Origin of the sequence: Ralstonia sp. RRA, assembly GCF_037023145.1 — a bacterium.
In the GTDB taxonomy this organism is placed as follows: domain Bacteria; phylum Pseudomonadota; class Gammaproteobacteria; order Burkholderiales; family Burkholderiaceae; genus Ralstonia.
This window is the reverse complement of sequence record NZ_CP146091.1, coordinates 2,293,375-2,319,791: the sequence shown is the minus strand read 5'-3', so window position 1 is coordinate 2,319,791 and position 26,417 is coordinate 2,293,375. Positions and strand designations below refer to the sequence as shown.

18 protein-coding genes are annotated in these 26,417 nt (G+C 64.5%); 13 read left to right on the top strand and 5 right to left on the bottom strand.

Features of this window, described 5'->3' with window-relative positions:
* Window positions 1–144 precede the first annotated feature (144 nt).
* The gene (locus V6657_RS11315; protein WP_171017938.1) at window positions 145–372 is read left to right on the top strand and encodes a hypothetical protein; all 228 of its coding nucleotides are present in this window, start codon (window positions 145–147) and stop codon (window positions 370–372) included.
* A 143-nt stretch (window positions 373–515) separates the two neighbouring features.
* Window positions 516–1,478 (top strand): Kdo hydroxylase family protein, encoded by a 963-nt coding sequence (locus tag V6657_RS11310; protein WP_048931703.1) that lies wholly within the window; start codon window positions 516–518, stop codon window positions 1,476–1,478.
* A gap of 59 nt (window positions 1,479–1,537) precedes the next feature.
* On the opposite strand, the gene V6657_RS11305 is transcribed toward V6657_RS11310, so the two are convergent.
* A complete protein-coding gene (locus V6657_RS11305) occupies window positions 1,538–2,449 on the bottom strand; it encodes an amino acid ABC transporter substrate-binding protein (RefSeq protein WP_048931704.1) in 912 nt (303 codons plus the stop codon).
* A 521-nt stretch (window positions 2,450–2,970) separates the two neighbouring features.
* Complete coding sequence (locus tag V6657_RS11300) at window positions 2,971–3,177, bottom strand: hypothetical protein (protein ID WP_048931705.1); 207 nt, start codon at window positions 3,175–3,177, stop codon at window positions 2,971–2,973.
* A 175-nt stretch (window positions 3,178–3,352) separates the two neighbouring features.
* Between V6657_RS11300 and V6657_RS11295 the strand changes: the two genes are divergently transcribed.
* From V6657_RS11295 to V6657_RS11260, 8 genes are all read left to right on the top strand, one after another.
* A complete protein-coding gene (locus V6657_RS11295) occupies window positions 3,353–5,263 on the top strand; it encodes an ATP-binding cassette domain-containing protein (protein ID WP_048931706.1) in 1,911 nt (636 codons plus the stop codon).
* 159 nt (window positions 5,264–5,422) lie between these two features.
* On the top strand, window positions 5,423–7,408 hold the full coding sequence (locus V6657_RS11290; RefSeq protein ID WP_048931707.1) for a DNA topoisomerase IV subunit B: 1,986 nt from the start codon (window positions 5,423–5,425) through the stop codon (window positions 7,406–7,408).
* A 16-nt stretch (window positions 7,409–7,424) separates the two neighbouring features.
* Entirely contained in the window at window positions 7,425–8,345 is a 921-nt protein-coding gene (locus V6657_RS11285) for a lytic transglycosylase domain-containing protein (RefSeq protein WP_048931708.1), read from the top strand.
* 56 nt (window positions 8,346–8,401) lie between these two features.
* Window positions 8,402–10,744 carry a DNA topoisomerase IV subunit A gene (parC, locus tag V6657_RS11280; RefSeq protein WP_048931709.1) on the top strand — a complete coding sequence of 781 codons (2,343 nt, stop codon included), beginning with the start codon at window positions 8,402–8,404 and terminating at the stop codon, window positions 10,742–10,744.
* Window positions 10,745–10,748: 4 nt separating this feature from the next.
* A complete protein-coding gene (locus V6657_RS11275; RefSeq protein WP_048931710.1) occupies window positions 10,749–11,330 on the top strand; it encodes a chromate transporter in 582 nt (193 codons plus the stop codon).
* The gene (locus tag V6657_RS11270) at window positions 11,312–11,857 is read left to right on the top strand and encodes a chromate transporter (RefSeq protein WP_048931711.1); all 546 of its coding nucleotides are present in this window, start codon (window positions 11,312–11,314) and stop codon (window positions 11,855–11,857) included. Before V6657_RS11275 ends, V6657_RS11270 begins: the two co-directional genes overlap by 19 nt.
* A gap of 330 nt (window positions 11,858–12,187) precedes the next feature.
* Complete coding sequence (locus tag V6657_RS11265) at window positions 12,188–13,570, top strand: amino acid permease (RefSeq protein ID WP_048931712.1); 1,383 nt, start codon at window positions 12,188–12,190, stop codon at window positions 13,568–13,570.
* 123 nt (window positions 13,571–13,693) lie between these two features.
* On the top strand, window positions 13,694–14,959 hold the full coding sequence (locus tag V6657_RS11260; protein WP_137884612.1) for an MFS transporter: 1,266 nt from the start codon (window positions 13,694–13,696) through the stop codon (window positions 14,957–14,959).
* A gap of 3 nt (window positions 14,960–14,962) precedes the next feature.
* Here the strand turns inward: V6657_RS11260 and V6657_RS11255 are convergent, their stop codons facing one another.
* Both V6657_RS11255 and V6657_RS11250 read right to left on the bottom strand, forming a co-directional pair.
* The gene (locus V6657_RS11255; protein WP_048931714.1) at window positions 14,963–16,795 is read right to left on the bottom strand and encodes an ABC transporter ATP-binding protein; all 1,833 of its coding nucleotides are present in this window, start codon (window positions 16,793–16,795) and stop codon (window positions 14,963–14,965) included.
* Between the two features lie 131 nt (window positions 16,796–16,926).
* Window positions 16,927–18,603 (bottom strand): L-lactate permease, encoded by a 1,677-nt coding sequence (locus V6657_RS11250; protein ID WP_048931715.1) that lies wholly within the window; start codon window positions 18,601–18,603, stop codon window positions 16,927–16,929.
* Window positions 18,604–18,886: 283 nt separating this feature from the next.
* Between V6657_RS11250 and V6657_RS11245 the strand changes: the two genes are divergently transcribed.
* Window positions 18,887–21,235: a patatin-like phospholipase family protein gene (locus V6657_RS11245; RefSeq protein ID WP_048931716.1), complete on the top strand. Its 2,349-nt coding sequence runs from the start codon at window positions 18,887–18,889 to the stop codon at window positions 21,233–21,235.
* Between the two features lie 7 nt (window positions 21,236–21,242).
* On the opposite strand, the gene V6657_RS11240 is transcribed toward V6657_RS11245, so the two are convergent.
* The gene (locus V6657_RS11240) at window positions 21,243–21,890 is read right to left on the bottom strand and encodes a TetR family transcriptional regulator (RefSeq protein ID WP_048931717.1); all 648 of its coding nucleotides are present in this window, start codon (window positions 21,888–21,890) and stop codon (window positions 21,243–21,245) included.
* A gap of 153 nt (window positions 21,891–22,043) precedes the next feature.
* On the opposite strand from V6657_RS11240, the gene V6657_RS11235 reads away from it, so the two are divergent.
* Both V6657_RS11235 and V6657_RS11230 read left to right on the top strand, forming a co-directional pair.
* Window positions 22,044–23,252 carry an efflux RND transporter periplasmic adaptor subunit gene (locus V6657_RS11235; RefSeq protein WP_248694721.1) on the top strand — a complete coding sequence of 403 codons (1,209 nt, stop codon included), beginning with the start codon at window positions 22,044–22,046 and terminating at the stop codon, window positions 23,250–23,252.
* 2 nt (window positions 23,253–23,254) lie between these two features.
* Complete coding sequence (locus V6657_RS11230) at window positions 23,255–26,410, top strand: efflux RND transporter permease subunit (protein WP_048931719.1); 3,156 nt, start codon at window positions 23,255–23,257, stop codon at window positions 26,408–26,410.
* The last annotated feature ends 7 nt before the right edge of the window (window positions 26,411–26,417 follow it).

Here is a 26,417-nt window from a genome sequence, read left to right as displayed (position 1 = left end):
GCAGCGCCCCACAATTTGGATGCGATGGTGGGGTAGCAAACGCTAAATCGAACGAACGATCGGTCACCGAATCAGATTTAAGTATTACGAACTTTGCATGATTGTTCACGGAAGTTATGCTTCCCCTCTCATCGGAAAAACCTTTTGGCGACCAACATGCTGACATCCGAAGAACGGGACGATCCGTGGACGGTGGAGCCGTCGCTGGATAGCCTGCTACCGAAGCAACGGCCTGGGACGATCGATCGCCCGATCTATTTTCGTCATACCGATACCCCCGACGGTCACGTCATCAAACAATTTCCGGACGGCTCGCGCCAGCTCGTGCGCTTTATTGGCCTGGAAGAACAGGTCGTCAAGCACTTCCTGTAACCCCCGCTTCTCCTCGTCACCGGTTGGGCGCGTCACATTTGTGACGCGCCGTATGACATGCAGCGTTGTGTTTCCTGGCGATGCGCAGCGTTGGTGCACCTTCTATCATTCGCGAATAATTTGCCTAGGCGATTGATACGTTCATGGGAAGTATGCAGGGGTTTGCGCCGGCTCAGCAGCCGGTCCGCGAAGAATGCGCTGGGGAGTTGGCGGTTGTTGCACCGCCCGCCGTCGACATGGTGGTGCCTTGGCCGGTGCGCGAATGGGCGCCTACCGTTACCGCAACCGAAGCGATTGCCATGCGCGCTGCACTGGAGCGCGGCAACGTGCTGCATTTCCCCGCCCTGGATTTTCCACTGAGCACGCGTGAGCGGCGCTTTCTTGATGCGCGTTGGTCTGACGGCAAGACAAAAAACATCAATCTGCGCGCCGACGAAATCACTGTGCGCGGCGCGGTTGGTGCGTCCGCCGACCTGCGCGATCTTTCCACACTGATCCGCCGCTACGCCGATGCCGCTGAGCGCCTGGTGCTCGCACTGTTTCCCGACTACGGCCCGCACCTCAAGCGCGCCGGCACCTCGCTGCGACCCGCAGAGATTGCCGGGCGCCCGGTGAGCTGGCGCAAGGACGACACACGCCTGCACGTCGATGCCTTTCCGTCGAATCCGTTGCACGGCCAGCGCTTGCTGCGCGTATTCCACAACATCGATCCGGATGCGCCGCGCATCTGGCGCATCGGTGAACCGTTTGCGCACTTCGCTAAGCGCTTCGTGCCAAAAACGCGAGGCATGCTGCCCGGTCAGGCGTGGTTGATGCACAAGCTGCACATCACGAAGCGCCCGCGCTCGGATTACGACCATCGCATGCTGCAGTTACATGACCTTGCTAAAGCCGATCTGCAATACCAGCGCAGCGCACCGCAGCAGACCTTCGCGTTTGCGCCGGGTGCGACGTGGGTGGTGTTCAGCGATCAGGCGCTGCATGCAGCCATGCGCGGCCGCGCGATGATGGAGCAGACCTTTTACCTGGACCCCGCTGCGATTGCCGATCGCACGCACTCGCCGGAAGCTGTGCTCGCACGCCTGCTCGGCAAACCGCTGCGCTAGTCGCGCAAAGAAAAACGCCGCCGGACAAAGCGGCGGCGTTGAGCGTTCAACTGCGATATTCAGTCGGCGACCTTGTCGCTCGGATACTTGAACGAATCGCGCAGCAGGAAGCTCATCGGAATATCGAGCTTTGCCCCGTTGGGCGGAATCGGCTGCAGGAACCACTTCTTGTAGAGCTTCTCAGCCTCGTAGTCGAGGATGATGTTGGTCATCGCGCGGTCGACCATCCGCTTGAATTCGGCGTCGTCCTTGCTGAGCATGATCGCGTACGGCTCGATCGTCAGCATGTCGCCGACCACGGCGTAGTCACTCGGGTTCTTGGCGTTGGCACGAAAGCCGTAGAGCAGCACGTCGTCCATTGCAAAGGCATCGGCCTTGCCAGCTTCGACCATGGCGAAGGCCTCGCCGTGGTCCTTCGCTTCGATGATGTTCATGCCCAGCACGCGCGCGTCGTTCACCTTGCGCAACTCGGTGATGTTGGTGGTGCCCTTGGTCGAGACCACTGTCTTGCCGCGCAGATCGTCCCACTTGCGGATGCCCGATGATGTTTTGACGATCATCCGGCTGCCGGCGATGTAGTGCGGGATGGTGAAGGCGACTTTCTCGCGGCGCTCACGCGTGTTGGTGGTCGAACCGCATTCGACATCAGCCTTGCCTTCGGCGATGGTCGGGATGCGCGAAGACGAGGTCACCATCACGTACTGGACCTTCAGGTCCGGGCGCTTGAGTTCGGTGCGCAGCTTGTCGACCACACGCAGGCAGAGATCCATTGCATAACCAATGGGTTTCTTGTCGGCGTCGTAGAACGAAAACGGCACGGAACTCTCGCGATGCGCAACGCGGACAATGCCGGTATCACGAATGCGGTCGAGGACGGGTGTGGCGGAGGCCAGGGCAGTGCCCGGCGCAAAGATGGACAGAGAAACAGGAAGCAGCGCTGCCATCAGCAGCGTGCGCTTGAAGCACAGCATGGTTGTATCCCCCGGAAAGAATGGCGGCCCGCCTTATCGTTATGTCCGGCTTGTGGCCGGAGGGCCTGCCGCATGATACGGCGCGACGAGCGAACCTGCAGATCCGCACTTTTGCGCTGTTGTAAGCAGGCCGCAAGACTGGATTCCATGCTCTAGAAATCCGCTTGCAGATGAGGTGGGGTGCGTGCGTGACAGTGGTGCGTGGCGCACATCAAGCGTGAGCAGATTGCACTGCATCAGCCATGCAACTGGTGCGTCGCACCCTTGTGGTGTGGCGCGTGCGCACGCTTGACGCGGCATGCGTTGTTGCGGTGCAAAGCCGCACGGGGCTTGGCTTTGTCAGTGGTCTCGGCGTTTTTCCCTACCGGGTTTGTCCTGACTGCCCGAGACGGACAAGGGGCGCTATGCTCAGGCCATGTCTTGTTCGCAAGGCATCGAGGAGAGACTCTTCCGGCCCGCCGAAAGCGGGCCGTTTTCTTTGGTGCGAACCTTTGACGCACCCGGTATCAGCGTTGCCGGGTTCAGCTTTGATTCGGCAACACATTGCCCGGCTGCGACGACTGCCGCGGCCAGTTCGAGAACGCAAAGATCCACAGCGCCACGAGGTTCACCAGCGGTATCAATACCAGCAGCGTCCACCACTGCGAGAAGCCGGTTCGCAGCAAGACCTGCCGCACCGGGATGCCTACCACGATCAGGGCGATCAACAAGCCGAACAGTCCGCGCATCAGCGTTCCCCTTCGCTAACGTTGTGGATGGAAGCGGCCGGAAAAGCGAGCCCGGCGGCACAAGCGTTATAGCACCGACGCGCGCAAGCGCAATGACACCGGATGGCTGTCGCGCGGGCCGACTACAATACGCGCCTTCCGGCCGTACGCGGCCTGCATCCTTCTTCACTCCAGCATGGCCCTGTTTTCCATTACCGATGCGCAACTGGCGTTCGGCCACGTGGCGCTGCTCGACCACACCGATTTCTCGCTGGAGGCTGGCGAGCGCGTCGGCCTGATCGGCCGCAATGGCACCGGCAAATCGTCGCTGCTCAAGATCGTGGCCGGCACGACAGCCCCCGACGATGGCCTGATTGCTCGTCAGAGCGGCGTGACCTCGGCCTACGTACCGCAAGAGCCCGTTTTCGATCCCGATCAGACGGTGGCCCAAGCCGTGGCGATGGGCGTGCCGCATGCCGCTGGCCTGCTCGCCGAGTATGAGGCGCTGATCGCCTCCATGGGCGATGCGCACGATGACGAGGCGATGCATAAGCTGCACGCCCTGCAAGCCCAGCTCGACGCCGCCGATGCCTGGCAATTGCACACCCGCGTGGAAACGACCATCGCGCAGCTTGGTTTGCAGCCGGGCGCGCGCATCGGTTCGCTCTCCGGCGGCCTGACCAAGCGCGTGGCGCTGGCGCAGGCGCTGGTGGGCGCGCCTGACATCCTGTTGTTGGACGAGCCGACCAACCACCTCGACTACGACTCCATCCGCTGGCTGGAAGACTTGCTGCTCGCCTTCCGAGGCAGCGTGCTGTTCATCACGCACGATCGCGCGTTCCTCGACCGTGTCGCCACGCGCATCATCGAACTGGATCGCGGCAAGCTGCGGTCGTACCCGGGCAATTTCACCGCGTATCAGGAGCGCAAGGCGCAGCAACTTGAGGCCGAGGCGCTGGAAAACGCCCGCTTCGACAAACTGCTCGCGCAGGAAGAAGTGTGGATCCGCAAGGGCGTGGAAGCGCGCCGTACGCGCAGTGTGGGCCGCGTCGCACGCCTGGAGCAGATGCGCGTGGAGCGCCAGGCTCGCCGTGAGGTACAGGGCAACGTCAAGCTCGAAGTCTCACAGGGCGACCGTTCCGGCAAGATCGTCGCCGAACTGACAGACGTGACCAAGCGCTATGGCGACAAGGTCGTGGTCGACAATTTCACCGCCACCATCATGCGTGGCGACAAGGTTGGCATTCTCGGCGCCAACGGCGTCGGCAAGACCACGCTGCTCAAGCTGATCCTCGGCGAACTGGCGCCCGACTCTGGCACGGTGCGCAACGGCACCAACCTGCAGGTGGCGTATTTCGACCAGATGCGTGCGCAACTGGACCTGAACCGCTCGCTGGCCGACACCATCAGCCCCGGCAGCGACTGGATCGAAGTCAATGGCCAGCGCAAGCACGTGATGAGCTATCTGGGCGATTTCCTGTTTGCGCCGGAGCGGGCACGCTCGCCAGTGGCGTCGCTGTCGGGCGGTGAGCGCAACCGGCTGCTGCTGGCGCGCCTCTTCGCGCGCCCGGCCAACGTGCTGGTGCTGGATGAGCCGACCAACGATCTGGACATCGACACGCTGGAACTGCTGGAAGAACTGCTGCAGGAATACAGCGGCACGGTGTTCCTGGTCTCGCACGATCGCGCCTTTGTCGACAATGTCGTCACCTCGGTGATTGCCGCTGAAGGCGAGGGCCGATGGCGCGAATACGTGGGCGGATTCTCGGATTGGCAGACGCAATCGGCGCGTTCGGCGCAGATGGCCAAAGCAGCCACGCCGGTCGCCGAAGAGAAAAAGCCCGAAGCCGCCAAGCCCCGCGAGCGCGCCACGGTCAAGCTCAGCTACAAGGAACAACGTGAGCTGGAAGCGCTGCCCGCCACAATCGAGGCGCTGGAGACCGAACAGAAGCAGGTCAACGCCGAGCTGGAAGACGGCACGATCTACGGACGTGATCCGGAGCGCGCCCAGAAGCTGGCCGAGCGCCACGAGGCCATCGAGCTGGAACTGCTGGAGGCGCTTGAGCGCTGGGAAGCACTCGAAGGCAAGCGCGCCGGTACGGCGTGATGTTGCAGTAGTCCGTCAATATGTCAGCGGGATGTCGGCAGTGCGTCGCATCCCCATGCTGACAATCCCTCCGCATTGTTAAGGACAGCTTCCTTTACAATGCGCGCTGCATTCCGGTGCTCAGGGCAGACCCTGAGCCCGCCAGTTTTTCCGCCTTCCATGAGCAAAACCTCCCAATACAGCGAATCGTCGATCAAGGTCCTCAAGGGCCTGGAACCGGTCAAGCAACGGCCGGGCATGTATACGCGCACCGACAACCCCCTGCACATCGTGCAGGAAGTGATCGACAACGCCGCCGACGAGGCGTTGGGCGGCTTCGGCAAGCTGATTGCCGTAACGCTGCACAAGGACGGCAGCGTGAGCGTGGAGGACGAGGCCCGCGGCATTCCCGTCGGCATCCACCCGGAAGAGGGTGTGTCGGTGGTCGAGATCGTCTACACGCGCCTGCACGCAGGCGGCAAGTTCGACAAGGGCAGTGGCGGCGCGTATGCGTTCTCCGGCGGCCTGCACGGCGTGGGCGTGTCGGTCACGAACGCGCTGTCGACGCGGCTGGAGGTGACGGTTTGGCGTGACGGCAATGTGTCGACGCTCACGTTCTCCGGCGGCGACGTCATCGAGCCTTTGACCACCCGCAAGGCCGAGCGTGGCGAGAAGAAGAGCGGCACGCGCGTACGCGCCTGGCCGGACGCCAAGTACTTCGATTCCGAGAACATTCCGCAGGCCGAGCTGCAGCGGTTGTTGCGCAGCAAGGCCGTGCTGCTGCCGGGCGTGAAGGTCACGCTCACGCTGGAGAAAACCGGCGAAACGCTCGAATGGCAGTACGCCGAGGGCCTGCGCGGCTACCTGGTGGAATCGCTCGCGCAGGGCAGCGGCGCCGAGCCGGTCATCCCGCTGTTCGAGGGCGAACACTTTGCCGACCCCGACAAGTCCGGCGAAGAAGGCTTTGCCCTGGGCGAAGGTGCATCGTGGGTGGTGGCGTGGACGGAAGAGGGCTCGCCGGTGCGGGAGTCGTACGTCAACCTCATCCCGACGCCGGCCGGCGGCACGCATGAATCGGGCTTGCGCGAAGGCCTGTTCCAGGCCGTGAAGAGCTTTGTCGAGATGCACGCGCTGCAACCCAAGGGCGTCAAGCTGATGCCCGAAGACGTGTTTGCGCGCGCTTCGTTCGTGCTGTCGGCCAAGGTGCTGGACCCTCAGTTCCAAGGTCAGATCAAGGAACGCCTGAACAGCCGCGATGCGGTGCGGCTCGTTTCCACCTTCAGCCGCCCCGCGTTGGAGTTGTGGCTGAACCAGCATGTCGAGCACGGCAAGAAGCTGGCCGAACTCGTCATCAAGCAAGCACAGGCCCGCACGCGAGCCGCGCAGAAGGTCGAGAAGAAGAAGGGCTCCGGCGTGGCCGTGCTGCCCGGCAAGCTCACCGATTGCGAATCCGACGACGTCACCCGCAACGAACTCTTCCTGGTGGAGGGCGACTCTGCCGGTGGTTCGGCCAAGATGGGCCGTGACAAGGAATTCCAGGCCATCCTGCCGTTGCGCGGCAAGGTGCTGAACACGTGGGAAACCGAGCGCGACCGCCTGTTCGCCAACAATGAAGTGCATGACATTGCGGTCGCCATCGGCGTCGATCCGCATGGCCCGAACGACACGGTGGATCTCTCCGGCCTGCGCTACGGCAAGATCTGCATCCTGTCCGATGCTGACGTGGACGGCGCGCACATCCAGGTGTTGCTGCTCACGTTGTTCTTCAAGCACTTCCCGCAATTGATCGACCGCGGGAATGTATGCGTGGCCCGCCCGCCGCTGTATCGTGTCGATGCGCCGGCGCGCGGCAAGAAGCCCGCGCAGAAGCTCTACGCGCTGGACGACGGCGAGCTTGAAGCCATTGAAGACAAGCTGCGCAAGGACGGCGTGAAGGAAGGCGCCTGGCAGATCTCCCGCTTCAAGGGCCTGGGCGAAATGAGCGCCGAGCAGCTCTGGGAAACCACCATGAACCCCGACACGCGCCGTCTGCTGCCCGTGGCACTGGGTGCACTGGACCAGGAACAGACCGTCAACATGATGAACATGCTGATGGGCAAGGGCGAAGCCGGCGCACGCCGCACGTGGCTGGAAACGCGCGGCAACGAGGTCGAAGCCGATATCTGACGTTCAACCAACAACGATGAAGCTGTTCGAACCGCTGTTTCGACACCTCGCATTTGCATTGACGGCGCTGGCCTTGTTGGCCAATCAGCCGGCGCGCGCGGACGTCTACGGCTACATCGACGAGAACGGCCTTGCGCACTTCGCCTCTGAGCGCGTGGATGATCGCTACGTGCTGTTCATGAAGGGCGCCGCCGTGGCTGGCAAGGGGGGCAAGGCCGACAAAGCAGACGAGCGGGCCGACACCGCCATCGCGCTGCCCGCCACTGAACTGCCCGATGCGGACGCCTACCTCAACGCCAGCAAGCGCGACGCGCTGGACAACGCCGGCATGCGCCAGCGCCTCGTGCGCGCGGTGCTGCAGCACCCGAACGTGCCGACGGTCGAGCCGCTGATCCGCCAGGCGGCCAGCAAGCACGGCATCGACCCCGCGCTGGTGAAAGCCGTGATTGCCGCCGAATCCGGTTTCAACCCGCAAGCCGTGTCGCCCAAGGGTGCGATCGGGCTGATGCAGGTGATTCCAGACACGGGTGCACGCTATGGCGTGACTGGAGATGCGCGTCGCACAGCCGCGCAGAAGCTGGCCGACCCCAAGATCAACATCACCACGGGCGTGCGCTATTTGAGCGATCTGCTGCGCATGTTTTCGGGCAACCTCGAACTCGTGCTCGCCGCCTACAACGCGGGCGAGGGCGCCGTGCAGAAGCACGGCAACGACATCCCGCCCTATGCCGAAACGCAGAACTACGTGAAGACGGTGATGCAGTTCTACCGCTACTACAACCCGATGGCTGAGATGAACGGGGCGGGCGGCTTCATGACCGTGAGCGCCAACGGTGCCATGGTCACGCGCAAGCCCGGTCGTACGGGCCGATCCGCGCGCATCGAAGTGGTACTGGACCCGGCCACCGGCGTGGTCACGAACGCACAACAACATTGATCCTGGTGGCGCGCCAATGCACTTGCCGCATGCGCGCCGCCTTCGCTTGAGCTTCCATGGAACAACAAGACATCCTCTTCGACCCTAGCGAGCCGGCCGAAGCGCTCACGCTTGGCGCTTACGCCGAGCGTGCTTACCTGGACTACGCCGTCAGCGTGGTCAAGGGTCGCGCACTGCCCGAGGTGGCCGACGGCCAGAAGCCTGTGCAGCGCCGCATCCTGTTCGCGATGCACGAGATGGGCCTGCGCTCTGACGCGAAGCCCGTCAAGTCGGCCCGCGTGGTGGGCGATGTGCTGGGTAAATTCCACCCGCACGGCGATCAATCCGCCTACGACGCGCTGGTGCGCCTTGCGCAGGATTTCTCGCTGCGGTATCCGCTGATCGACGGCCAGGGCAACTTTGGCTCGCGCGATGGCGATGGCGCCGCCGCGATGCGATACACCGAAGCGCGCCTCACGCCGATCTCGCGCCTGCTGCTCGAAGAGCTGGACCAGGGCACCGTCGATTTCGTCCCCAACTATGACGGTTCGATGGACGAGCCGAAGCTGCTGCCGGCACGTCTGCCGTTCGTGCTGCTCAACGGCGCATCGGGCATCGCGGTGGGCATGGCCACGGAGATTCCGTCGCACAACCTGCGCGAAGTGGCCACGGCCGCTGTGGCGCTCATCCGCGACGACAAGCTCACCAGTGCCGACCTGATGCAGTACATGCCGGGTCCGGACTATCCGGGCGGCGGTCAGATCATCTCGTCGCCGGCGGACATCGCGCAGGTGTACGAAACCGGTCGCGGCAGCCTGAAGGTGCGCGCGCGCTGGAAGATCGAAGAACTTGCTCGCGGCCAGTGGCAACTGGTGGTCAACGAATTGCCGCCCAACACCTCGTCGCAGAAGGTGCTGGAAGAGATTGAAGAGCTGACCAACCCGAAGGTGCGCACCGGCAAGAAGTCGCTGTCGCCGGATCAGCTCACCATGAAGCAGACCATGCTCGGCCTGCTTGATGCGGTGCGCGACGAGTCCGGCAAGGACGCGCCGGTGCGCCTGGTGTTCGAGCCCAAGAGCAAGAACATTGATCAGCAGGAGTTTGCCAATTCGCTGCTGGCGCATACGTCGCTGGAGCAGGGTGCCTCTATTAACCTGGTGATGATCGGCATGGATGGCCGGCCGCGCCAGAAGGGCCTGGCCGAGATCCTGCGCGAGTGGATCAGCTACCGCTTTGCCACGGTTACGCGCCGCACGCGCCATCGTCTGGGCAAGGTGGAAGACCGTATCCACATCCTCGAAGGCCGGCAGATGGTGCTGCTGCGCATCGAAGATGTGATTCGCATCATCCGCGAGAGCGACGAGCCGAAGGCCGCGCTCATCCAGGCCTTCAACCTGAGCGACCGCCAGGCGGAAGACATTCTGGAAATCCGCCTGCGCCAACTCGCGCGCCTGGAAGCCATCAAGATCGAGCAGGAACTGAAGAACCTGCGCGAAGAGCAGTCCGAGCTGGACGTGCTGCTGAAGTCGGAAACCATGATGCGCCGTCGCATCATCAAGGAGATCGAGACCGACGCGAAGCAATACGGCGACGACCGCCGCACCCTCATCCAGGAAGAGCGCCGCGCCGCCGCCGAGGTGAAGGTCATCGACGAACCCGTCACGGTGGTCGTCTCGCAGAAGGGTTGGGTGCGCACGCGTCAGGGCCATGGCCACGACGCCACGCAATTCGGCTTCAAGGCGGGCGACACGCTTTACGACACCTTCGAGTGCCGCACGACGGATACGCTGCTGATTTTCGGCACGCGCGACGATAAGGGCACGGGCCGCGTCTACTCCGTGGCCGTAGCCAACCTGCCCGGCGGCCGTGGCGACGGTGTGCCGCTGACCACGCTGATCGAACTCGCACCGGGCACGCATATCGCCCACACCTTCGCCGGCCATGCCGAGCAGAACTTGGTGATCTCCACGCGCGGCGGCAACGGCTTCATGGCCAAGGTGGGCGACATGGTCGGCCGCCAGAAGGCCGGCAAGGCGTTCCTGACGCTGGATGAGGGCGACCAACCCAACAAGCCGGCACCCGCACCGGAAGACGCCTACGGCGTGGCCTGTCTGTCGGAAGGCGGGCGCATGCTGCTGTTCCAGATCAGCGAGCTGAAGACGCTCGCCAGCGGTGGCCGTGGCGTGATCCTGATGGAGCTGGAGAAGAACGAAACGCTGCTCCAGGCATTGGCCTTCGGTGCCGCCGGCTTCGTGCTCTCGGGCACCGGCCCGCGTGGCGGCAAGGCGGTCGAGCAGACCATGACGACCCGCGCGCAAGAGGCGTACGCCGGCAAGCGCGCACGCAAGGGCAAGACGCTGGAGCCCAAGCTGCGCGAGCCGAAGCTGGCGCTGCCCAAGCCTGCGCCAGAAGCTGCCTGATTCAATGACCGACCTGAGCGCCGAGCCTGACAACGATGCTGTGGCCCCCGCAGCAAACGTTCCCTCCTGCAGCAAGCTCTTTACGGAATTTGCGCGCATGGGGTTGTCAGGCTTCGGCGGCGTGCTGCCGTTTGCACGCGCGGGCATTGTCGACCGCAATGGCTGGCTCACCAACGCTGAGTTTGCCGAACTCCTGAGCCTGGGCCAGGTGCTGCCCGGCCCGAACGTCGTCAACCTCTCGGTGATGCTCGGCTACCGCTACCACGGCGTGCGAGGGGCGGCTGCCGCGATGTCCGGTCTGGTGGTTGTGCCTGCCGTGCTGCTGCTGTTGATCGTCATGCTGTACGACCACTTCAGCGCATTGTCCCTGGTGCAGAACCTGCTCAAGGGCATGGCGGCGGTGGCGGCGGGGCTGGTGCTCTCGACGGCCGTCCGGCTGGCGCAAGGGCAGTCGCGTACGTGGCGCGCCATCGGCATCGGTCTGGCAGTGTTTCTGGCGATTGGCGTGCTGCAATGGCCGCTGCTGCCGGTCATGTTGGTGTTGATTCCGCTCGCGCTCGTACTGGAGTGGAGGGCAACGCGGTGAGCTATCTCTCTACGTTGTTCGACCTGTTCTGGCACTTCCTGATGCTGTCGTTTCTCGCCATTGGCGGGGCCAGCTCAACGCTGCCTGACATGCATCGTTTCCTGGTCGACACGCGCCACTACATGACCAGCGAACAGTTGAGCTCCATGTATGCCATCTCGCAGGCTGCACCGGGGCCGAACGTGCTGTTTGTCGAACTGTTCGGCTGGCAGTCCGCCGGGCTGGGCGGTGCGATCGTTTCCCTTGTCGGCATCTGCGGGCCGTCCTGCGTGATTGCGGGTGTCATCGCCCGTGTCATGGACCGCGCCCCCGACGCCCGCTGGGTCACGCTGGTCCGCCGTGGTCTGGCACCGCTGACCATCGGCCTGATGTTCGCAACCGGTTGGGTGCTGACGCGCGGGGCAGACCACAGCATCGGCACCATCGTGCTGACGGTAGCGACGGTGCTGGCCTGCACCTTCACGCGCGTGCATCCGCTGTTGCTGGTGGGGCTTGGTGCGCTCGTGGGCGGCCTGGGCTGGGTCTAGCGTCTAAGGGCGGGCGCGATTGCATCGGCGCCGCGGGTGATCAAAAAGGCGAACTGGGTTCGCCTTTTTTTTCATGGCGCGATCCGAAAAATTGGGTGCGCTGCGCTGCCTATTCTCGAAACCTCGGGAACACCCTAGTGCCACTTTAATTGTATATACAAGAGTATACGAATTATTGCGATGTTGCTTAGATAAGGTGGCTATGCTTCGGCGCGCGTGCTGTCGCGTGTCTGGCTCGCGCTGCGCTGGCGTAAGGCGGACGAAGATCCGCATGCCGCAGCCGCACGCCCCAACGGCCACCTCGCTTACCCAGACAGGACAGGAGACAGATTGGAACACCTTCAACGCAACCTGCGCGCGCGGCATATCCGCTTTCTCGCGCTCGGTTCGGCCATTGGCACGGGCCTTTTCTATGGGTCCGCATCGGCCATCCAGCTCGCTGGGCCGGCCGTGATCCTGGCGTACATCCTTGGCGGCGCGGCCGTGTACATGGTCATGCGCGCACTGGGTGAAATGGCCGTGCGGCAACCGGTCTCGGGCTCGTTCGGGCGCTATGCGCGCGACAACCTCGGGCCGCTCGCCGGCTTCCTCACGGGGTGGACGTACATCCTCGAAATGGTGATCGTCTGCCTGGCAGACGTGACGGCCTTCGGCATCTACATGGGCTTCTGGTTTCCCGATGTGCCGCAGTGGATCTGGGTGCTCGGCATCGTCATGCTGATCTGCGCGCTGAACCTGTGCAACGTCAAGGTGTTCGGCGAGATGGAGTTCTGGCTCGCGCTCATCAAGATCGTGGCGATTGGCGCGATGATCGTCGGCGGCATCGCGATCCTGTTCCTCGGCGTGCAGATGAACGGCGAGCACGCGCCCGGCCTGAGCAACCTATGGGCACACGGCGGCTTCCTGCCGCATGGCGTGGGCGGCCTCGTCGCCTCGCTTGCGGTGGTGATGTTTGCCTACGGCGGCGTCGAGATCATCGGCATCACCGGCGGTGAAGCGCAGAACCCCGAGAAGGTCATCCCCAAGGCGATCAACGCCGTGCCCGCGCGCATCCTGCTGTTCTACGTGCTGACGATGTGCGTGCTGATGGCGATCTTCCCGTGGACGGGCATCGGCGGGCAGGGCAGCCCGTTCGTGCAGATCTTCTCCGGCCTGGGTATCAAGTCAGCCGCGGCGATCCTCAACCTGATCGTCATCTCGGCGGCCATCTCGGCCATCAACAGCAACATCTTCGGCGCGGGCCGCATGATGTACGGCATGGCCGAGCAGGGCCAGGCGCCGCGCATCTTTGCCGCAACGTCCCGCCACGGCGTGCCCTGGGTGACGGTGCTGACCATGGCCGGCGCGCTGCTGGGCGGCGTGGTCTTGAACTACCTGATTCCCGAGAACGTGTTCCTGATCATCGCGTCCATTGCCACCTTCGCGACGGTGTGGGTGTGGCTGATGATCCTGCTCTCGCAGGTGGCCATGCGCCGCCGCTTGTCGGCAGAGGAAGTGCGCGCCCTCAAGTTCAAGGTGCCGCTGTGGCCGGTCGGTCCGGCACTCGCCATCGCCTTCATGCTGTTCGTGATCGGTGTGCTGGGCTACATGGAAGACACCCGTGTGGCGCTGTACGTCGGGGCAGGCTGGGTGGCGCTGGTGTCGGCTGCGTGGCACCTCCGCGTCAAGCCGACCGCAAACGGCACCCTCGCCAACGAGGCGCGCGGGACATAAGCCGAATTCAATGAAACGAGACGGGCAGCGCAGTTGCTGTCCGATCCGCATTTCCTGCAGGAGACACCCATGTCCAACCCCATCACCGCCCCGGCCAGCGGCACACCCACGGGTGCGCAGGCCATGGCGCACCAGCGCCCGCTGTCACGTCCGCGTGCGATTGCCGCCATCACCATCGGCAACGGCCTCGAGTTCTATGACTTCGTGGTCTACAGCTTCTTCGCCACGCTGATCGGCCGGCTGTACTTTCCGGTCGGCAACCCGACCGGCCAATTGCTGATGTCCTTCGCCACGTTTGGCGTGGGTTTCCTGATGCGCCCGCTCGGGGGCCTGCTGATCGGCATGTACGCAGATCGCGTCGGCCGCAAGCCGGCCGTGGCGCTCACGCTATGGCTGATGGGCTTGTCATCGCTGATCTTCGTGGTGACGCCGACGTATGCGCAGATCGGCATCGTCGCGCCGATTCTCGTTGTGCTCGCGCGGCTCGTGCAGGGCTTTGCGATTGGTGGCGAGATGGGCGCCTCGACCGCGCTGCTGCTCGAATACGCAGACGACCGTTCGCGCGGCTTCTACACGAGCTGGCAGCCGTTCAGCCAGGGGCTGGCGGCGCTGTTCGGCGCGCTGGTGGGCCTGCTGCTGAGCAACGTGCTGGCGCCGGCGCAACTGGAGTCGTGGGGCTGGCGGGTCGCGTTCCTGATCGGCATTCTCGTCATCCCGGTCGGCCTCATCATCCGTCGCCGCCTGGAGGAAACCGCCGCGCCGCACAGCGAGCGTGAAGCCGATGCAACGCTGCCGCTCCTGCGCGAGCATCGCCGCGCGCTGGTGGCGAGCATTCTGCTGATGATCGGCGTAGCTTCGTCGACGTACATCATCGTCTACTACCTCAGCAACTACGCCGTGAGCGTACTGCACATGCCGCTGTCGCTCGGCATCTGGGCCGCGTGTATCGCAGCGCTGGTGCAGGTGCTGCTGTCACCGTTCGCGGGCTGGCTCGCAGATCAGGTCGGGCGCCGCAAGGTGGTGCTGTGGTCGCGCGTTGCGCTGCTGGTCATGGTCTATCCCGCCTTCGCGCTGATCAACGCCGAGCCCTCGCTGGCGCGGCTGCTGATCGTAGTGGGCTGCCTGTCGGTGCCGATGTCGATGACGTCGCCGGCGTCGATGGTGCTCGTGAGCGAGGTGCTGCCGCAGCGCCTGCGCGCCACCGGGCTGTCGATTGCCTACTGTGTTGCGATCGCCATCTTTGGCGGCTTCGCGCAGTTCTTCTCGACCGAGCTGATCCAGCTCACCGGCAATGCGAACGCGCCCGCGCTCTACGTGATCGGCTGCGGGCTGGTGTCGCTGATCGGTCTGGCGATGGTGCCGGAAACGCTGGGACGCCGGCTGTCGTAAGGCTCAGTCGACACCGACAAAACCACCGGTCTGATGCGCCCACAGGCGGGCGTACAGACCGCCGTGTTCCAGCAGCTCCGCATGCGTGCCGCTCTCCACGATGCGGCCGCCGTCGAGCACCACGAGCCGGTCCATCCGCGCGATGGTCGAAAGGCGGTGCGCAATCGCAATCACCGTCTTGCCTCGCATCAGCGTTTCCAGGCTTTCCTGAATGGCGGCCTCGACTTCAGAGTCGAGCGCCGACGTTGCCTCGTCCAGGATCAGGATCGGCGCGTCCTTCAGCAGCACGCGCGCGATGGCAATGCGTTGGCGCTGGCCGCCCGAGAGTTTCACGCCGCGTTCGCCCACCAGCGCATCAAATCCACGCCGGCCATGCGCGTCAGACAGGTGCGGGATGAACTCGTCGGCACGGGCACCGCGCACGGCTTCCATCAACTCCGCCTCGCTGCTATCCGGCTTGCCATAGCGCAGGTTGTCGCGAATGGAGCGGTGCAGTAGCGAGGTGTCCTGCGTGACCATGCCGATCTGCGCGCGCAGGCTTTCCTGCGTGATGCCGGCAATGTCCTGGCCGTCGACGAGGATGCGGCCTTGCTCCACGTCGTACAGGCGCAGCAGCAGGTTGACCAGCGTTGACTTGCCCGCGCCCGACGGGCCGACCAGGCCGATGCGCTCGCCAGGGCGCACGACGAGATCCAGCCCTTCGATCACGCCGCTGCCCTTGCCGTAGTGAAAGCCGACGTGCTCGAAGCGCACTTCACCCTGCGTGACGCGCAGCGGCTGCGCACCGGGCCGGTCGACCACGGTGCGCGGCACGGCAATGGTCTGCATGCCGTCCTGCACCTGCCCGACGTTTTCAAAGATGCCGTTGACCACCCACATGATCCAGCCGGACATGTTGTTGATGCGGATTACCAGCCCCGTCGTCAGCGCGATGGTGCCGACCGTCACCGCCCCCTGGCTCCATAGCCACAGTGCAAGGCCGGTGGTGCCGGCGATCAGCGCACCGTTCATGCCGGTGATGGTGAAATCCATGGCGCTGACCATGCGCCCAGCCATGCGCGTCTTCTCGGTCTGCTCCGACATTGCATCGCGCGCGTAGGTCTCTTCGTGCTGGGTGTGCGCAAAGAGCTTGAGCGTGGTGATGTTGGTGTAGCCGTCGACAATGCGGCCCATCAGCTTGGAGCGTGCCTCGGTGGCAACGACCGAGCGCGCCTTCACGCGCGGCACGAAGTAGGCCAGCGCGGCGATGTAGCACGCAATCCACAGCAGCAGCGGCACCATCAGGCGCCAGTCGGCTTGCGCAAACAGTACCAGCGCACTGATCGCGTAGATCACCACGTGCCAGAGCGCATCCACTGCCTGCACGGCCGAATCCCGCAGCGAAAAGCCGGTCTGCATGATGCGCTGGGCAATGCGGCCGGCAAAGTCGTTCTGGAAGAACGACAGGCTCTGCTTGAGCACGTAGCGGTGGTTCTGCCAGCGGATCAGGTTGGACAGACTCGGGTTGATGACCTGATGCACCAGCACATCGTGCAGGCCAAAGATGATGGGCCGGGCGATTACCGCAACGAAGGCCATCCACAGTAGCGCGTTGCGGTGCTGGGTGAAGAACGCTGCGCCCGGTGTCGCCTGAATCATGTCGACGATGCGGCCGAGGAAATCAAACAATGCCACCTCGATCAGCGCGCCCGCCAGGCCCACGACCAGCAGGAATACGAAGACGCCGCGCACCTCACGCAGGAAGTAGGCGTAGAAGCGCCAGACATCGCCCGGCGGCTTGCTGTCGGGCAGATGGCGGAACGGGTCGATGAGTCTTTCGAGGCGGCGCAGCGGCATGTCGGATCAGGCGGGGGGAAGGTGACCGAGCCCCGGGAGAGGGGCGGGCGCGGGAGAGTTGCCCATCATACGCGCGACAAAAAAGCCCCGCCTGAGGCGGGGCTTTCTGGGTTTACCGAGCCGTTTGGCGGTCAGCGCACGACCATGTGCGTGAACGGCTCCACGTACGCCTGCAGCGTGATCAGCAGGCCCACCAGGAAGGCCAGCGCAATCGAGTGGAAGAACACGTAGCGCAGGATGTCACCCTCGTGGCCGTACCACTTGGTGGCGGTGGAGGCCACCACGATGGACTGCGCGTCGATCATCTTGCCCATCACGCCGCCCGAACTGTTGGCGGCCGACATCAGGATCGGCGACAGGCCGAGCTGCTCGGCGGTGGTCTTCTGCAGGCCGCCGAACAGCACGTTTGATGCCGTGTCCGAGCCCGTGAGCGCCACGCCCAGCCAGCCCAGCATCGTGCCGAACAGCGGGTACAGCACGCCGGTGTGCGCAAAGGCCAGGCCCAGTGTTGCATCCAGACCGGAGTAGCGGGTCAGGTAGCCGATACCGAACATCGCGCAGATGGTCAGCAGCGAATAGCGCGTGAGCTTGATGGTGTTCCAGTACTCCTTGAGCATGCGCGGGATCGAATAGCCCATCAGCAGGCCGCCCACGACGGCCGAGACCAGAATGCCTGTCCCCGCCATCGACAGCACGTTGAAGAGGAATACCGCGCCTTCCTTCGTTTCCTTGGCGACCACCGGCGGGCCCTTGACCACCATCTTGTCCAGCCCCGGGATCGGGAACTTGAATTGCCAGATGCCGTCGACCAGCGCCTTGAACTGCGGCACACCCCAGATGAATACGAAGACGGTCAGGATCACCCACGGCAGCCACGCTTGCATCCGGCTGATCTTGCCGTCGGTGGCGGTGGTGGCTTCGCGGGCTTCAGCGGCGGCCTCAGGGTCGACGCGGGAGTTGTCTTCGCGGTTGCGCAGGGCGGTCGACGTCCAGATGGTCTTGGGCTTCCACACCTTCAGGAACAGTGTGAGCGAGCCCATCGACACCAGCGCCGCAATCACGTCCACCAGCCACGGGCCGTGGAAGTTCGACACCAGGAACTGCGGAATGGCGAACGACACGCCTGCCACCAGGATCGCAGGCCAGATCTGCAGCATGCCGCGGAAGCCCGCAAACGCCCAGATCAGCCAGAACGGCACCAGCACCGAGAAGAAGGGCAACTGGCGGCCGACCATGGCCGACAGATGCAGCAGATCCAGCCCCGTGACCGAAGCCAGACCGATGAGCGGAGCACCCAGCGCCCCGTAAGCCACCGGCGCGGTGTTGGCAATCAGCGCCAGGCCGGACGCCGCCAGCGGCGAGAAGCCCAGGCCGATCAGGATGGCGCCCGTCACGGCCACCGGCGTGCCGAAGCCCGCTGCGCCTTCAAAGAACGCGCCAAAGCTGAACGCCACCAGCAGCAGTTGCAGGCGGCGGTCTTCGGTGATGCCCGAGATGGAGCTCTGCAAGACCTTGAACGACCCGTTCAAGGTGGTGAGCCGGTGCAGGAAGATGATGTTGAGGACGATCCAGCCGATCGGGAACAGGCCGGAAACGATGCCAAGGCCCGCCGCCTTGCCCGCCATGGCAGCCGGCATGCCAAACACGAACGACGCAATGCCGATGCCGACAATCAGCGCCAGGCCCGCAGCCAGATGGGCCTGCATATGAAAGAAGGCCAGCGAACACAGCAGCACCGCCACCGGTACCCCGGCCGCGATGGTTGACCACAGGGCACTGCCGAGCGGGTCATAGACTTGATTCCACATCTTGATCTCCTCCTGTTTCTGGGCGTTTCAGTTCTTGGCGATACCGAACGTCTTCTGTTGCCCACGTGCTGCGAGCAAACGCGGATTTTAGGAACAAGCGTGCCGGGGTCCGGGCAATATTCTGTCACTTTCGCCCTGAAAAGTATTCATCGGCGCGGGATGCCCGATGCGGCGCGGCACGGTGTGGTGAGACGGAATTGCACCGGGTAAATCCGGGTTGTGGAATCATTGCGCCTGCACCGTTTCAATCCATAACAAATCAGCCCGGATCGATCCCACCTTCATGGCTTTCCTGACGGCTCTCTCTCTGCGCCGCCTGGCCGCTGCCGGGCTGGCTTTGCTGATCGTGCTTTCGCAGGCAGCGCACGGTCAGACGGCCCCCAGCCCCGCATCTGCGCCCGCAAGAACCGAATCCACGCGCCCGCGCATCGGTCTCGTGCTGTCGGGTGGTGGGGCGCGCGGCTATGCGCATATCGGCGTGCTCAAGATGCTGGAGCGCATGCATATTCCGGTGGACGTGATTGCCGCTACCAGCATGGGCGCCGTGGTGGGCGGGCTCTACGCCAGCGGCTTGCGTGCTGATGAACTGGAGCAGAAGCTCTCGCAGGTCGACCTGAGCGACATCGCCTTTGACCGCAATGACCGCGCCAAGCTGCCGCAATCGCTGCGTGAAGACGACTTCCAATACCCGATCGGCCTGTCCGCCGGTTACGGCGACGGTCGCCTCAAGCTGCCGGCCGGACTGGTGCAGGGCAACCGCCTGCTGGCGCTGCTGAAGAACTGGACGGCGCAGTGGCCCGACAACATCAAGTTCTCGCAGTTGCCGATTCCGTTCAAAGCCATGGCAACCGACCTGGCCACGGGCGATCCGGTGATTCTCGACCGGGGCTCGCTGCCGCTGGCGATGCGCGCCAGCATGGCGGTGCCAGGCCTGTTCGCACCCATCGAGGTGGATGGGCGCACGCTGGTTGACGGTGGCCTGGTCGCCAACCTGCCGGTACAGCTTGCGCGGGACATGGGCGCGGACATCATCATCGCCGTCAACATTGGTTCCGACCTGCAGCGGCCGGAAGATCTCGCCTCGCCGGCGGCGGTGACGCAGCAGATGATCACCATCCTGGTCGGCCAGAACGTGCGTGCGCAGAAGGCACTGTTGCGTGGGCGCGACGTACTGATTGAGCCGCAACTCGATGAGCTGTCGTTCACGGATTTCGCCAAGGGCCCGCAGGGCGTGCTTGGCGGGGAGAAGGCCGCGCGGGGCGTTGAGGGCAAGCTCGCAGCACTGTCGGTCTCGCCGCAGGCCTATGCGGCCTACCGTGCTGCGCATGTGCCGCAGGGCATGTTGGCCCAGGGCACGCGCATCGATGCCATTGACGTGACCACCAGCGGCCGCGTGCCGGTCGCGCGTGTGCGGCAGTTACTCAAGGTGCGTGAAGGCGACACCTACGACGTCGAGGCGCTCAACCGCGAGCTGTCGGCGCTGGCAACCACCGGCGACTTCGAGACCGTCACCCAGCGGCTGGTGGAAGACAACGGTGTGAACACGCTCAAGATCGACGCGCACGAGAAATCCTGGGGCAACCAGTTCTTCCTGTTCGGGCTGGGCATGTCGACCAACTTTGACGGGCGTGGTGCATTCAATATCAACCTCGGGCATCGGTATCCGTGGCTGACAAACAGCGGGCTGGAGTGGCGCAACGACATCGTGCTGGGCAGCAACCGGGCGAGTCTCCATACGGAACTGCGGCAACCACTGTGGCAAGCACAGGGGTTCTACATCGCGCCGTATGCGGAGTACTCGCGCCGGCGCTCGGATGTCTACTTCGACGATGGCGCGCCTGCCCGGGACGTCAAGCCGTTCAACAGCATGACGATTGAGACGGCGCGTGCTGGCGTCGATCTGGGGATCCCGCTTGGCCGCAAGGGGGAGCTGCGGCTGGGCGTGAACTACGTGAGCATGAGTGCATCGTTCAACTATCTCGCGCTGCAGACGGATGACTCCGGCAATATCGTGGATGCGACAGAGCTGCCAACCCAGCGCGCCAAGCAGCCGGCCTTCCGCGCGCAACTGACGCTGGATCAGCTTGACGACCCGCTCTTCCCGCGCAGCGGCTACTACCTGTACAGCAGCGTGGAAGCGGGCTTCGGTTCGCCCGACAAGAAATTCAACACCGCCCAGGCCAAGGGGCTATGGGCCACGAGCTATGGGCGCCATACCTTCAACGTGGCGTTGGAGGGGGCAGGGCAGTTCGGTGCGAACAGCCCGACGCGGGAAAACGGCGGTGACAGCGGCAACGGCGCTAACGTAGGCTTCTACCTTGGCGGCTTTCAGCATCTCTCGGCCTATGCGCCGGATCAGTTCAACGGTCAGTACCTGCTGTACGGGCGCCTGACCTACCTATACGACTTGCGTGTCAATGACCTGCTCGGCCTGCGCGCACCGGTGTTCGGCGTCAGTGCGGAAGCCGGCAATGTCTGGCAGTTGCGCAACAACTTCGGCAGCGGCGGTTACCTGAAGAGCGGCAGCGTGTTTGTCGGCGGCAACAGTCCGATCGGCCCGCTGTACTTTGGCTTTGCCGTGGCGCCGCAAGGCGTATGGAACGTCTACCTGCAGCTCGGCCGCGTGTTCTGATCGTGGATCACGCAGCTGTCTTGCGCAGGCGCGTGGAGTAGCGCAGCGTTTCCAGGCTCGCCTCCAGCACTTCGCGGCCGTCGCCCGCCACGTCAAAGTAGGGGCTGGCGAAATAGCGCAGGTCGATCAGGCCGTAGAGCACGGCGTTGATGTAGGCGTTGGCCCGGCGCACGTCGAGGTCGGCGGACAGTTGTCCGCAGGCGACGGCGGCTTCCAGCAACTGCTCCATCTGCAGCAGCTCGGCGCGGTTCACGCGGTTGTTCCATTCGAGGATGGGGCGGTTGATCTCCACGTGCTCGCACTTGTAGTAGAGCACTTCCAGCACCGTGCGCAGCCGGCTTGGGCGCTGCAGCAGTTCGAAGTAGCCCACCACGATGCGCCACAGCGCGCCCAGTGGGTCATCCCCCTGCGCATCCGCACCTGCTTGGAGATGCGCGGCTTCCGGCGCGCTGGTGAACGCCCGCTCGGCCATGGCGATGCAGACCTCGCTGGTGTTGCGGTAGTGCCCGTAGACCGCCCCGCGAGAGATGCCAGCCGCATCGGCAATCTCCGCCATGGTGGTGCCTGCAACCCCCTTGTCGGCAAAGACGCGCTCGGCGGCGTCGAGGATGCTGTCGCGGGTTTTTTGCGATTCAAGGGGAGTCTTGCGGGCCATGATGTCAACGTGGGATGTTGCCGTTCTGCAAACGGCGCCATTGTAGTGGGGGATCGTAAGGTATTGAACAGATTGGGAAATTAATTAATCAATCATGATGGATTAGCGTGCTAGGATGCCTTCCGCTCCGCTTTTCCAGTCTCGGGCGCGCACGTGCCCAGCCCCCTTCCCATGATGTTCTCGCTGTTCTCCCGTCGTCTTCGTTCATCTCGATGGCTGCTGTGCGCGCTTGCGCTGGCCACGCTGCAGGCTTGCGGCAAGCATGCTGACGAAGCGGCCAAGCCCGCAGCCCAGCCGGAAGTCGAGTATGCCGTTGCGCAGCGCTCCGACGCGCCGCTAGAGACCGAGTTGCCCGGCCGTCTGGAGCCGTATCGCACGGCAGAAGTGCGTGCACGCGTAGACGGCATCGTGCTCAAGCGCGCCTACGAAGAAGGGCAGGTCGTCAAGGCTGGCCAGGTGCTGTTCCGCATCGATCCGGCGCCGCTCAAAGCCCAGGTGGACGCGGCCCAAGGCACATTGGCCCGTGCGCAGGCACAGGCTGCCATCGCCCGCGACAAGGCTGCGCGCTACAAGGGCCTGGCAGCGACGCGCGCGGTGAGCGAACTCGAATACGCCGAAGCGCAATCCGTCGAGCGTCAGGCTGCAGCGGATGTCGTTTCCGCCCGCGCCGCGCTGGAGACCGCGCAACTGCGCCTGGGTTACGCCACGGTCACCGCCCCCATCGCCGGCCGCTCACGCCGCGCGCAGGTGACCGAAGGCGCGCTGGTCAAGGAAGGCGCTGCCACGCCGCTCACCACGATCGAGCAGATCGACCCCATCTACGTCGACTTCGCCCAGCCTGCCGCCGAGGTGCTGGCGCTGCAGCGCGCGCTCAAGAAGGGGCAGGCGTCTGCGCTGTCGGGCCAGGACATCGGCGTGCAGGTGATCCTGAGCGATGGCGTGGCCTATGAGCGCCCGGCGCGGTTGCTGTTTTCCGACCTGGCCGTGGACCGCGCGACCGACAACGTCTCCATGCGTGCCGTGCTTCCCAACCCGGATGGCTTGCTGCTGCCCGGCATGTACGTACGCGTAAAGCTCTCCCATGCCGTGCAACAGGGCGCGGTGACGATTCCGCGCGGGGCCCTGCTGCGTGACCGCCATGGGGCATCGGTGTTCGTGCTGAAGGCCGACAACACGGTGGCGGTTCAGCCCGTGACTGCGCAAACGTTGGCCGGCGACCAATGGCTGGTGACGAGCGGCCTCTCCGGTGGCGAGCGCATCGCCATCCCTGGCATGCAAACGCTGGAAGCGGGCATGGCCGTGAAGCCCGTGCCTGCCGCCAAGCGCGCTGAATCTGAACCGGCCAAGCCGAGCAAGGGCTGACCATGGCACGTTTCTTCATCGACCGCCCGGTCTTTGCCTGGGTGATTGCGCTGGTCATCATCCTGGCCGGTGTGCTTGCGCTGCCCAGCTTGCCGGTGGCGCAGTACCCGAATATCGCGCCGCCCAACGTCAGCATCAGCGCCAACTATCCAGGGGCCTCCGCACGCACGGCGGAGAGCGCCGTCACGGCCATCATCGAGCGCGAGATGAACGGGGCGCCGGGGCTGCTGTACATGTCGTCCTCCTCCGACGCGGCGGGCAACGTGTCGATCAACCTGTCGTTCAAGCAGGGCACCAGCCCGGATTTGGCGGCGGTGGAAGTGCAGAACCGCCTGAAGACCGTCGAGGAGCGCCTGCCCGAAGTCGTGCGCCGCAACGGCATCCGCATCGAGAAGGCGGCCGAGAACTACATGATGTACCTGTCGCTGTCGGCTGATCGCGGCCGCTTTGACGGCATCGATCTCGGCGACCTGGCCTCGTCCGACCTGATTCCGCAGTTGCGCCGCGTGCCTGGCGTCGGCACGGCGCAGTTGTTCGACGCGGAATACGCCATGCGCATCTGGCCCGATGCGGACAAGCTCACCGCGCTCGGCCTCACCGCCGGTGACTTGAGCGATGCCGTGCGCCGCTACAACGCGCGCATCACCGTGGGTGAGATCGGCAGCAGTGCCGTGCCGCGCAGTGCGCCCATCAACGCCAGCATCACGGGTGACGATGGGCTGACCACGCCCGAGGCATTCGGTCAGATCCCGCTGCGAGCGGACGCACAGGGCCGCATGGTGCTGCTGCGCGACGTGGCGCGCGTAGAGCTGGGCGGCAGCGATTACCTCTACCTCTCGCGCATGAACGGCAAGCCGGCCACGACCATCGGCATCAAGCTTGCGCCGGGCGCCAACGCCGTGGGTGTGGCCAAGCGCGTGCGCGCGGTGCTGGACGAGGCGCAGGCACATTTCCCGCCGGGTGTGCGCTACGAAGTGGCGTACGACAGCTCGCGCTTTGTCGGCATCGCCATCGAGCAGGTGGTCAAGACGCTGCTGGAAGCTGTGGTGCTGGTGTTCCTGGTGATGATGCTGTTCATGCAGAACCTGCGTGCGACGCTCATCCCCACGCTGGTGGTGCCGATTGCATTGCTGGGCACGTTTGCGGTGATGTTGCCGATGGGCTTCTCCATCAACGTGCTGACGCTGTTCGGCCTCGTGCTGGCCATCGGTATCCTCGTCGACGATGCCATCGTGGTGGTGGAGAATGTCGAGCGCGTGATGCACGAAGAAGGGCTCTCGCCGCGCGAGGCAACGGCCAAGGCCATGCGGCAGATCAGCGGGGCCATCGTCGGCATCTCGCTGGTGCTGACGGCGGTGTTCGTGCCAATGGCGTTCTTTGGCGGCGCGGTGGGCAACATCTATCGGCAGTTCTCGCTGTCGCTGGCGGTGTCGATGGTGTTCTCGGCCTTCCTGGCGCTGACGTTGACACCGGCCTTGTGCGCGACGTTGCTCAAGCCGGTGGAGCCTGGGCATAGCACCGAGCGCAAGGGCTTCTTCGGCGCGTTCAACCGCGGTTTTGCGCGATTGACTGCGCGCTACCAGGGCGGTGTCGCCAAGCTGCTGACGCGTACCGGCCGCGCGCTGATTGTCTATGGCGCGATCATCGGCGTGGTGGTGCTGCTGTTCATGCGCTTGCCGACCGCCTTCTTGCCGGAAGAAGACACGGGCGAGTTCATGACCGTCGTGATGCTGCCCACGGGGGCCACGCAGGCACAGACGCTCGACGTGGTGCGTGAGGCCGAGCAGTACTTCATGACCAAGGAGCCGGCTGTTGCGTCCACGCTGGCCATCACAGGCTTTAGCCTGTATGGCAACGGGCAGAACGCGGCCATGCTGTTCCTCACGCTCAAGGAGTGGAAGCACCGCAAGGGTGACGACCAGCACGTCGATGCGGTGGTCGCCCGCGCCAATGCGGCGTTCGGCAAGATCAAGGGCGCGATGGTCATGGCGATGAACTCGCCCGCGCTGCCGGAGTTGGGCAGCAAGCCCGGCTTCGACCTGCGTCTGCAGGACCGTGGCGGCGCCGGCTATGAGCGCCTGGCGCAAGCGCGTGATCACGTACTGGCCGCGGCCGCCAAGCATCCGGCGCTGTCGGACGTGACCTTTGCCGGCCAGGGCGATGCCCAGCAGATCCTGATCGATGTGGACCGCAAGAAAGCGCTGTCGATGGGTGTGTCGATTGAGGACATCAACCGCACGCTGGCCGTGATGTTCGGCTCTGACTATGCGGGCGATTTCGTCTACCGCAACCAGGTGCGCCGCGTGATCGTGCAGGCCGATGGCCGGCAGCGTGTGTCGGTCGAGCAGCTTGGCCGCATGCACGTACGCAATGCAACAGGTGCGATGGTGCCACTGTCCGCCTTTACCAAGGCACAGTGGATTGTCGGGCCGCTCAAGCTGGACCGCTACAACGGTTTCCCTGCCATGTCGATCAGCGGCTCACCTGCGCCCGGCCACAGTTCGGGTGAGGCCATGGCGGCCATGGAATCCATCGTGCGTGATCTGCCCGACGGCTTTGGCTATGAGTGGACCGGTCAATCGTTCGAAGAGCGGCTATCGGGAGCGCAGGCGCCGGCGCTGTTTGCGCTGTCGATCCTGGTGGTGTTCCTGTGTCTGGCGGCGTTGTATGAAAGCTGGTCGATTCCGCTGGCGGTGATGCTGGTGGTGCCGCTGGGGGTGTTTGGTGCGCTGCTGGGTGCCACGCTGCGTTTCCTGCCCAACGACATCTACTTCAAGGTCGGCTTGATCGCCACGATCGGCCTGTCGGCCAAGAACGCGATCCTGATCATCGAAGTCGCCAAGGACCTGGTCGCGCAGGGCATGGGCCTGATCGAGGCCACGCTGGAGGCGGCACGCCTGCGCTTCCGGCCGATCGTGATGACCTCGCTGGCGTTTGCCTTCGGCGTGGTGCCGCTGGCGATTGCAACGGGGGCGGCATCCGCCAGCCAGCGCGCGATCGGTACGGGTGTGCTGGGCGGCATCATCACGGCGACGGTGCTTGCGGTGTTCCTGGTGCCGGTGTTCTTTGTGATGGTGCGGCGCGTGTTCAAGGGCAGCGAGCGCCAGCGCCGGCTGGATGCGGCGCACGAGCATGAGACGGCTGGGCCCGCCGCCTGATCGACTC

Coding starts and splice junctions, on each gene's coding strand:
- V6657_RS11240 (WP_048931717.1), bottom strand. CDS start 21,890: ATGGCCCGCAAGACTCCCCTTGAATCGCAAAAAACCCGCGACAGCATC.
- V6657_RS11310 (WP_048931703.1), top strand. CDS start 516: ATGGGAAGTATGCAGGGGTTTGCGCCGGCTCAGCAGCCGGTCCGCGAA.
- V6657_RS11245 (WP_048931716.1), top strand. CDS start 18,887: ATGGCTTTCCTGACGGCTCTCTCTCTGCGCCGCCTGGCCGCTGCCGGG.
- V6657_RS11275 (WP_048931710.1), top strand. CDS start 10,749: ATGACCGACCTGAGCGCCGAGCCTGACAACGATGCTGTGGCCCCCGCA.
- parC (WP_048931709.1), top strand. CDS start 8,402: ATGGAACAACAAGACATCCTCTTCGACCCTAGCGAGCCGGCCGAAGCG.
- V6657_RS11295 (WP_048931706.1), top strand. CDS start 3,353: ATGGCCCTGTTTTCCATTACCGATGCGCAACTGGCGTTCGGCCACGTG.
- V6657_RS11285 (WP_048931708.1), top strand. CDS start 7,425: ATGAAGCTGTTCGAACCGCTGTTTCGACACCTCGCATTTGCATTGACG.
- V6657_RS11290 (WP_048931707.1), top strand. CDS start 5,423: ATGAGCAAAACCTCCCAATACAGCGAATCGTCGATCAAGGTCCTCAAG.
- V6657_RS11255 (WP_048931714.1), bottom strand. CDS start 16,795: ATGCCGCTGCGCCGCCTCGAAAGACTCATCGACCCGTTCCGCCATCTG.
- V6657_RS11300 (WP_048931705.1), bottom strand. CDS start 3,177: ATGCGCGGACTGTTCGGCTTGTTGATCGCCCTGATCGTGGTAGGCATC.
- V6657_RS11230 (WP_048931719.1), top strand. CDS start 23,255: ATGGCACGTTTCTTCATCGACCGCCCGGTCTTTGCCTGGGTGATTGCG.
- V6657_RS11305 (WP_048931704.1), bottom strand. CDS start 2,449: ATGCTGTGCTTCAAGCGCACGCTGCTGATGGCAGCGCTGCTTCCTGTT.
- V6657_RS11260 (WP_137884612.1), top strand. CDS start 13,694: ATGGCGCACCAGCGCCCGCTGTCACGTCCGCGTGCGATTGCCGCCATC.
- V6657_RS11250 (WP_048931715.1), bottom strand. CDS start 18,603: ATGTGGAATCAAGTCTATGACCCGCTCGGCAGTGCCCTGTGGTCAACC.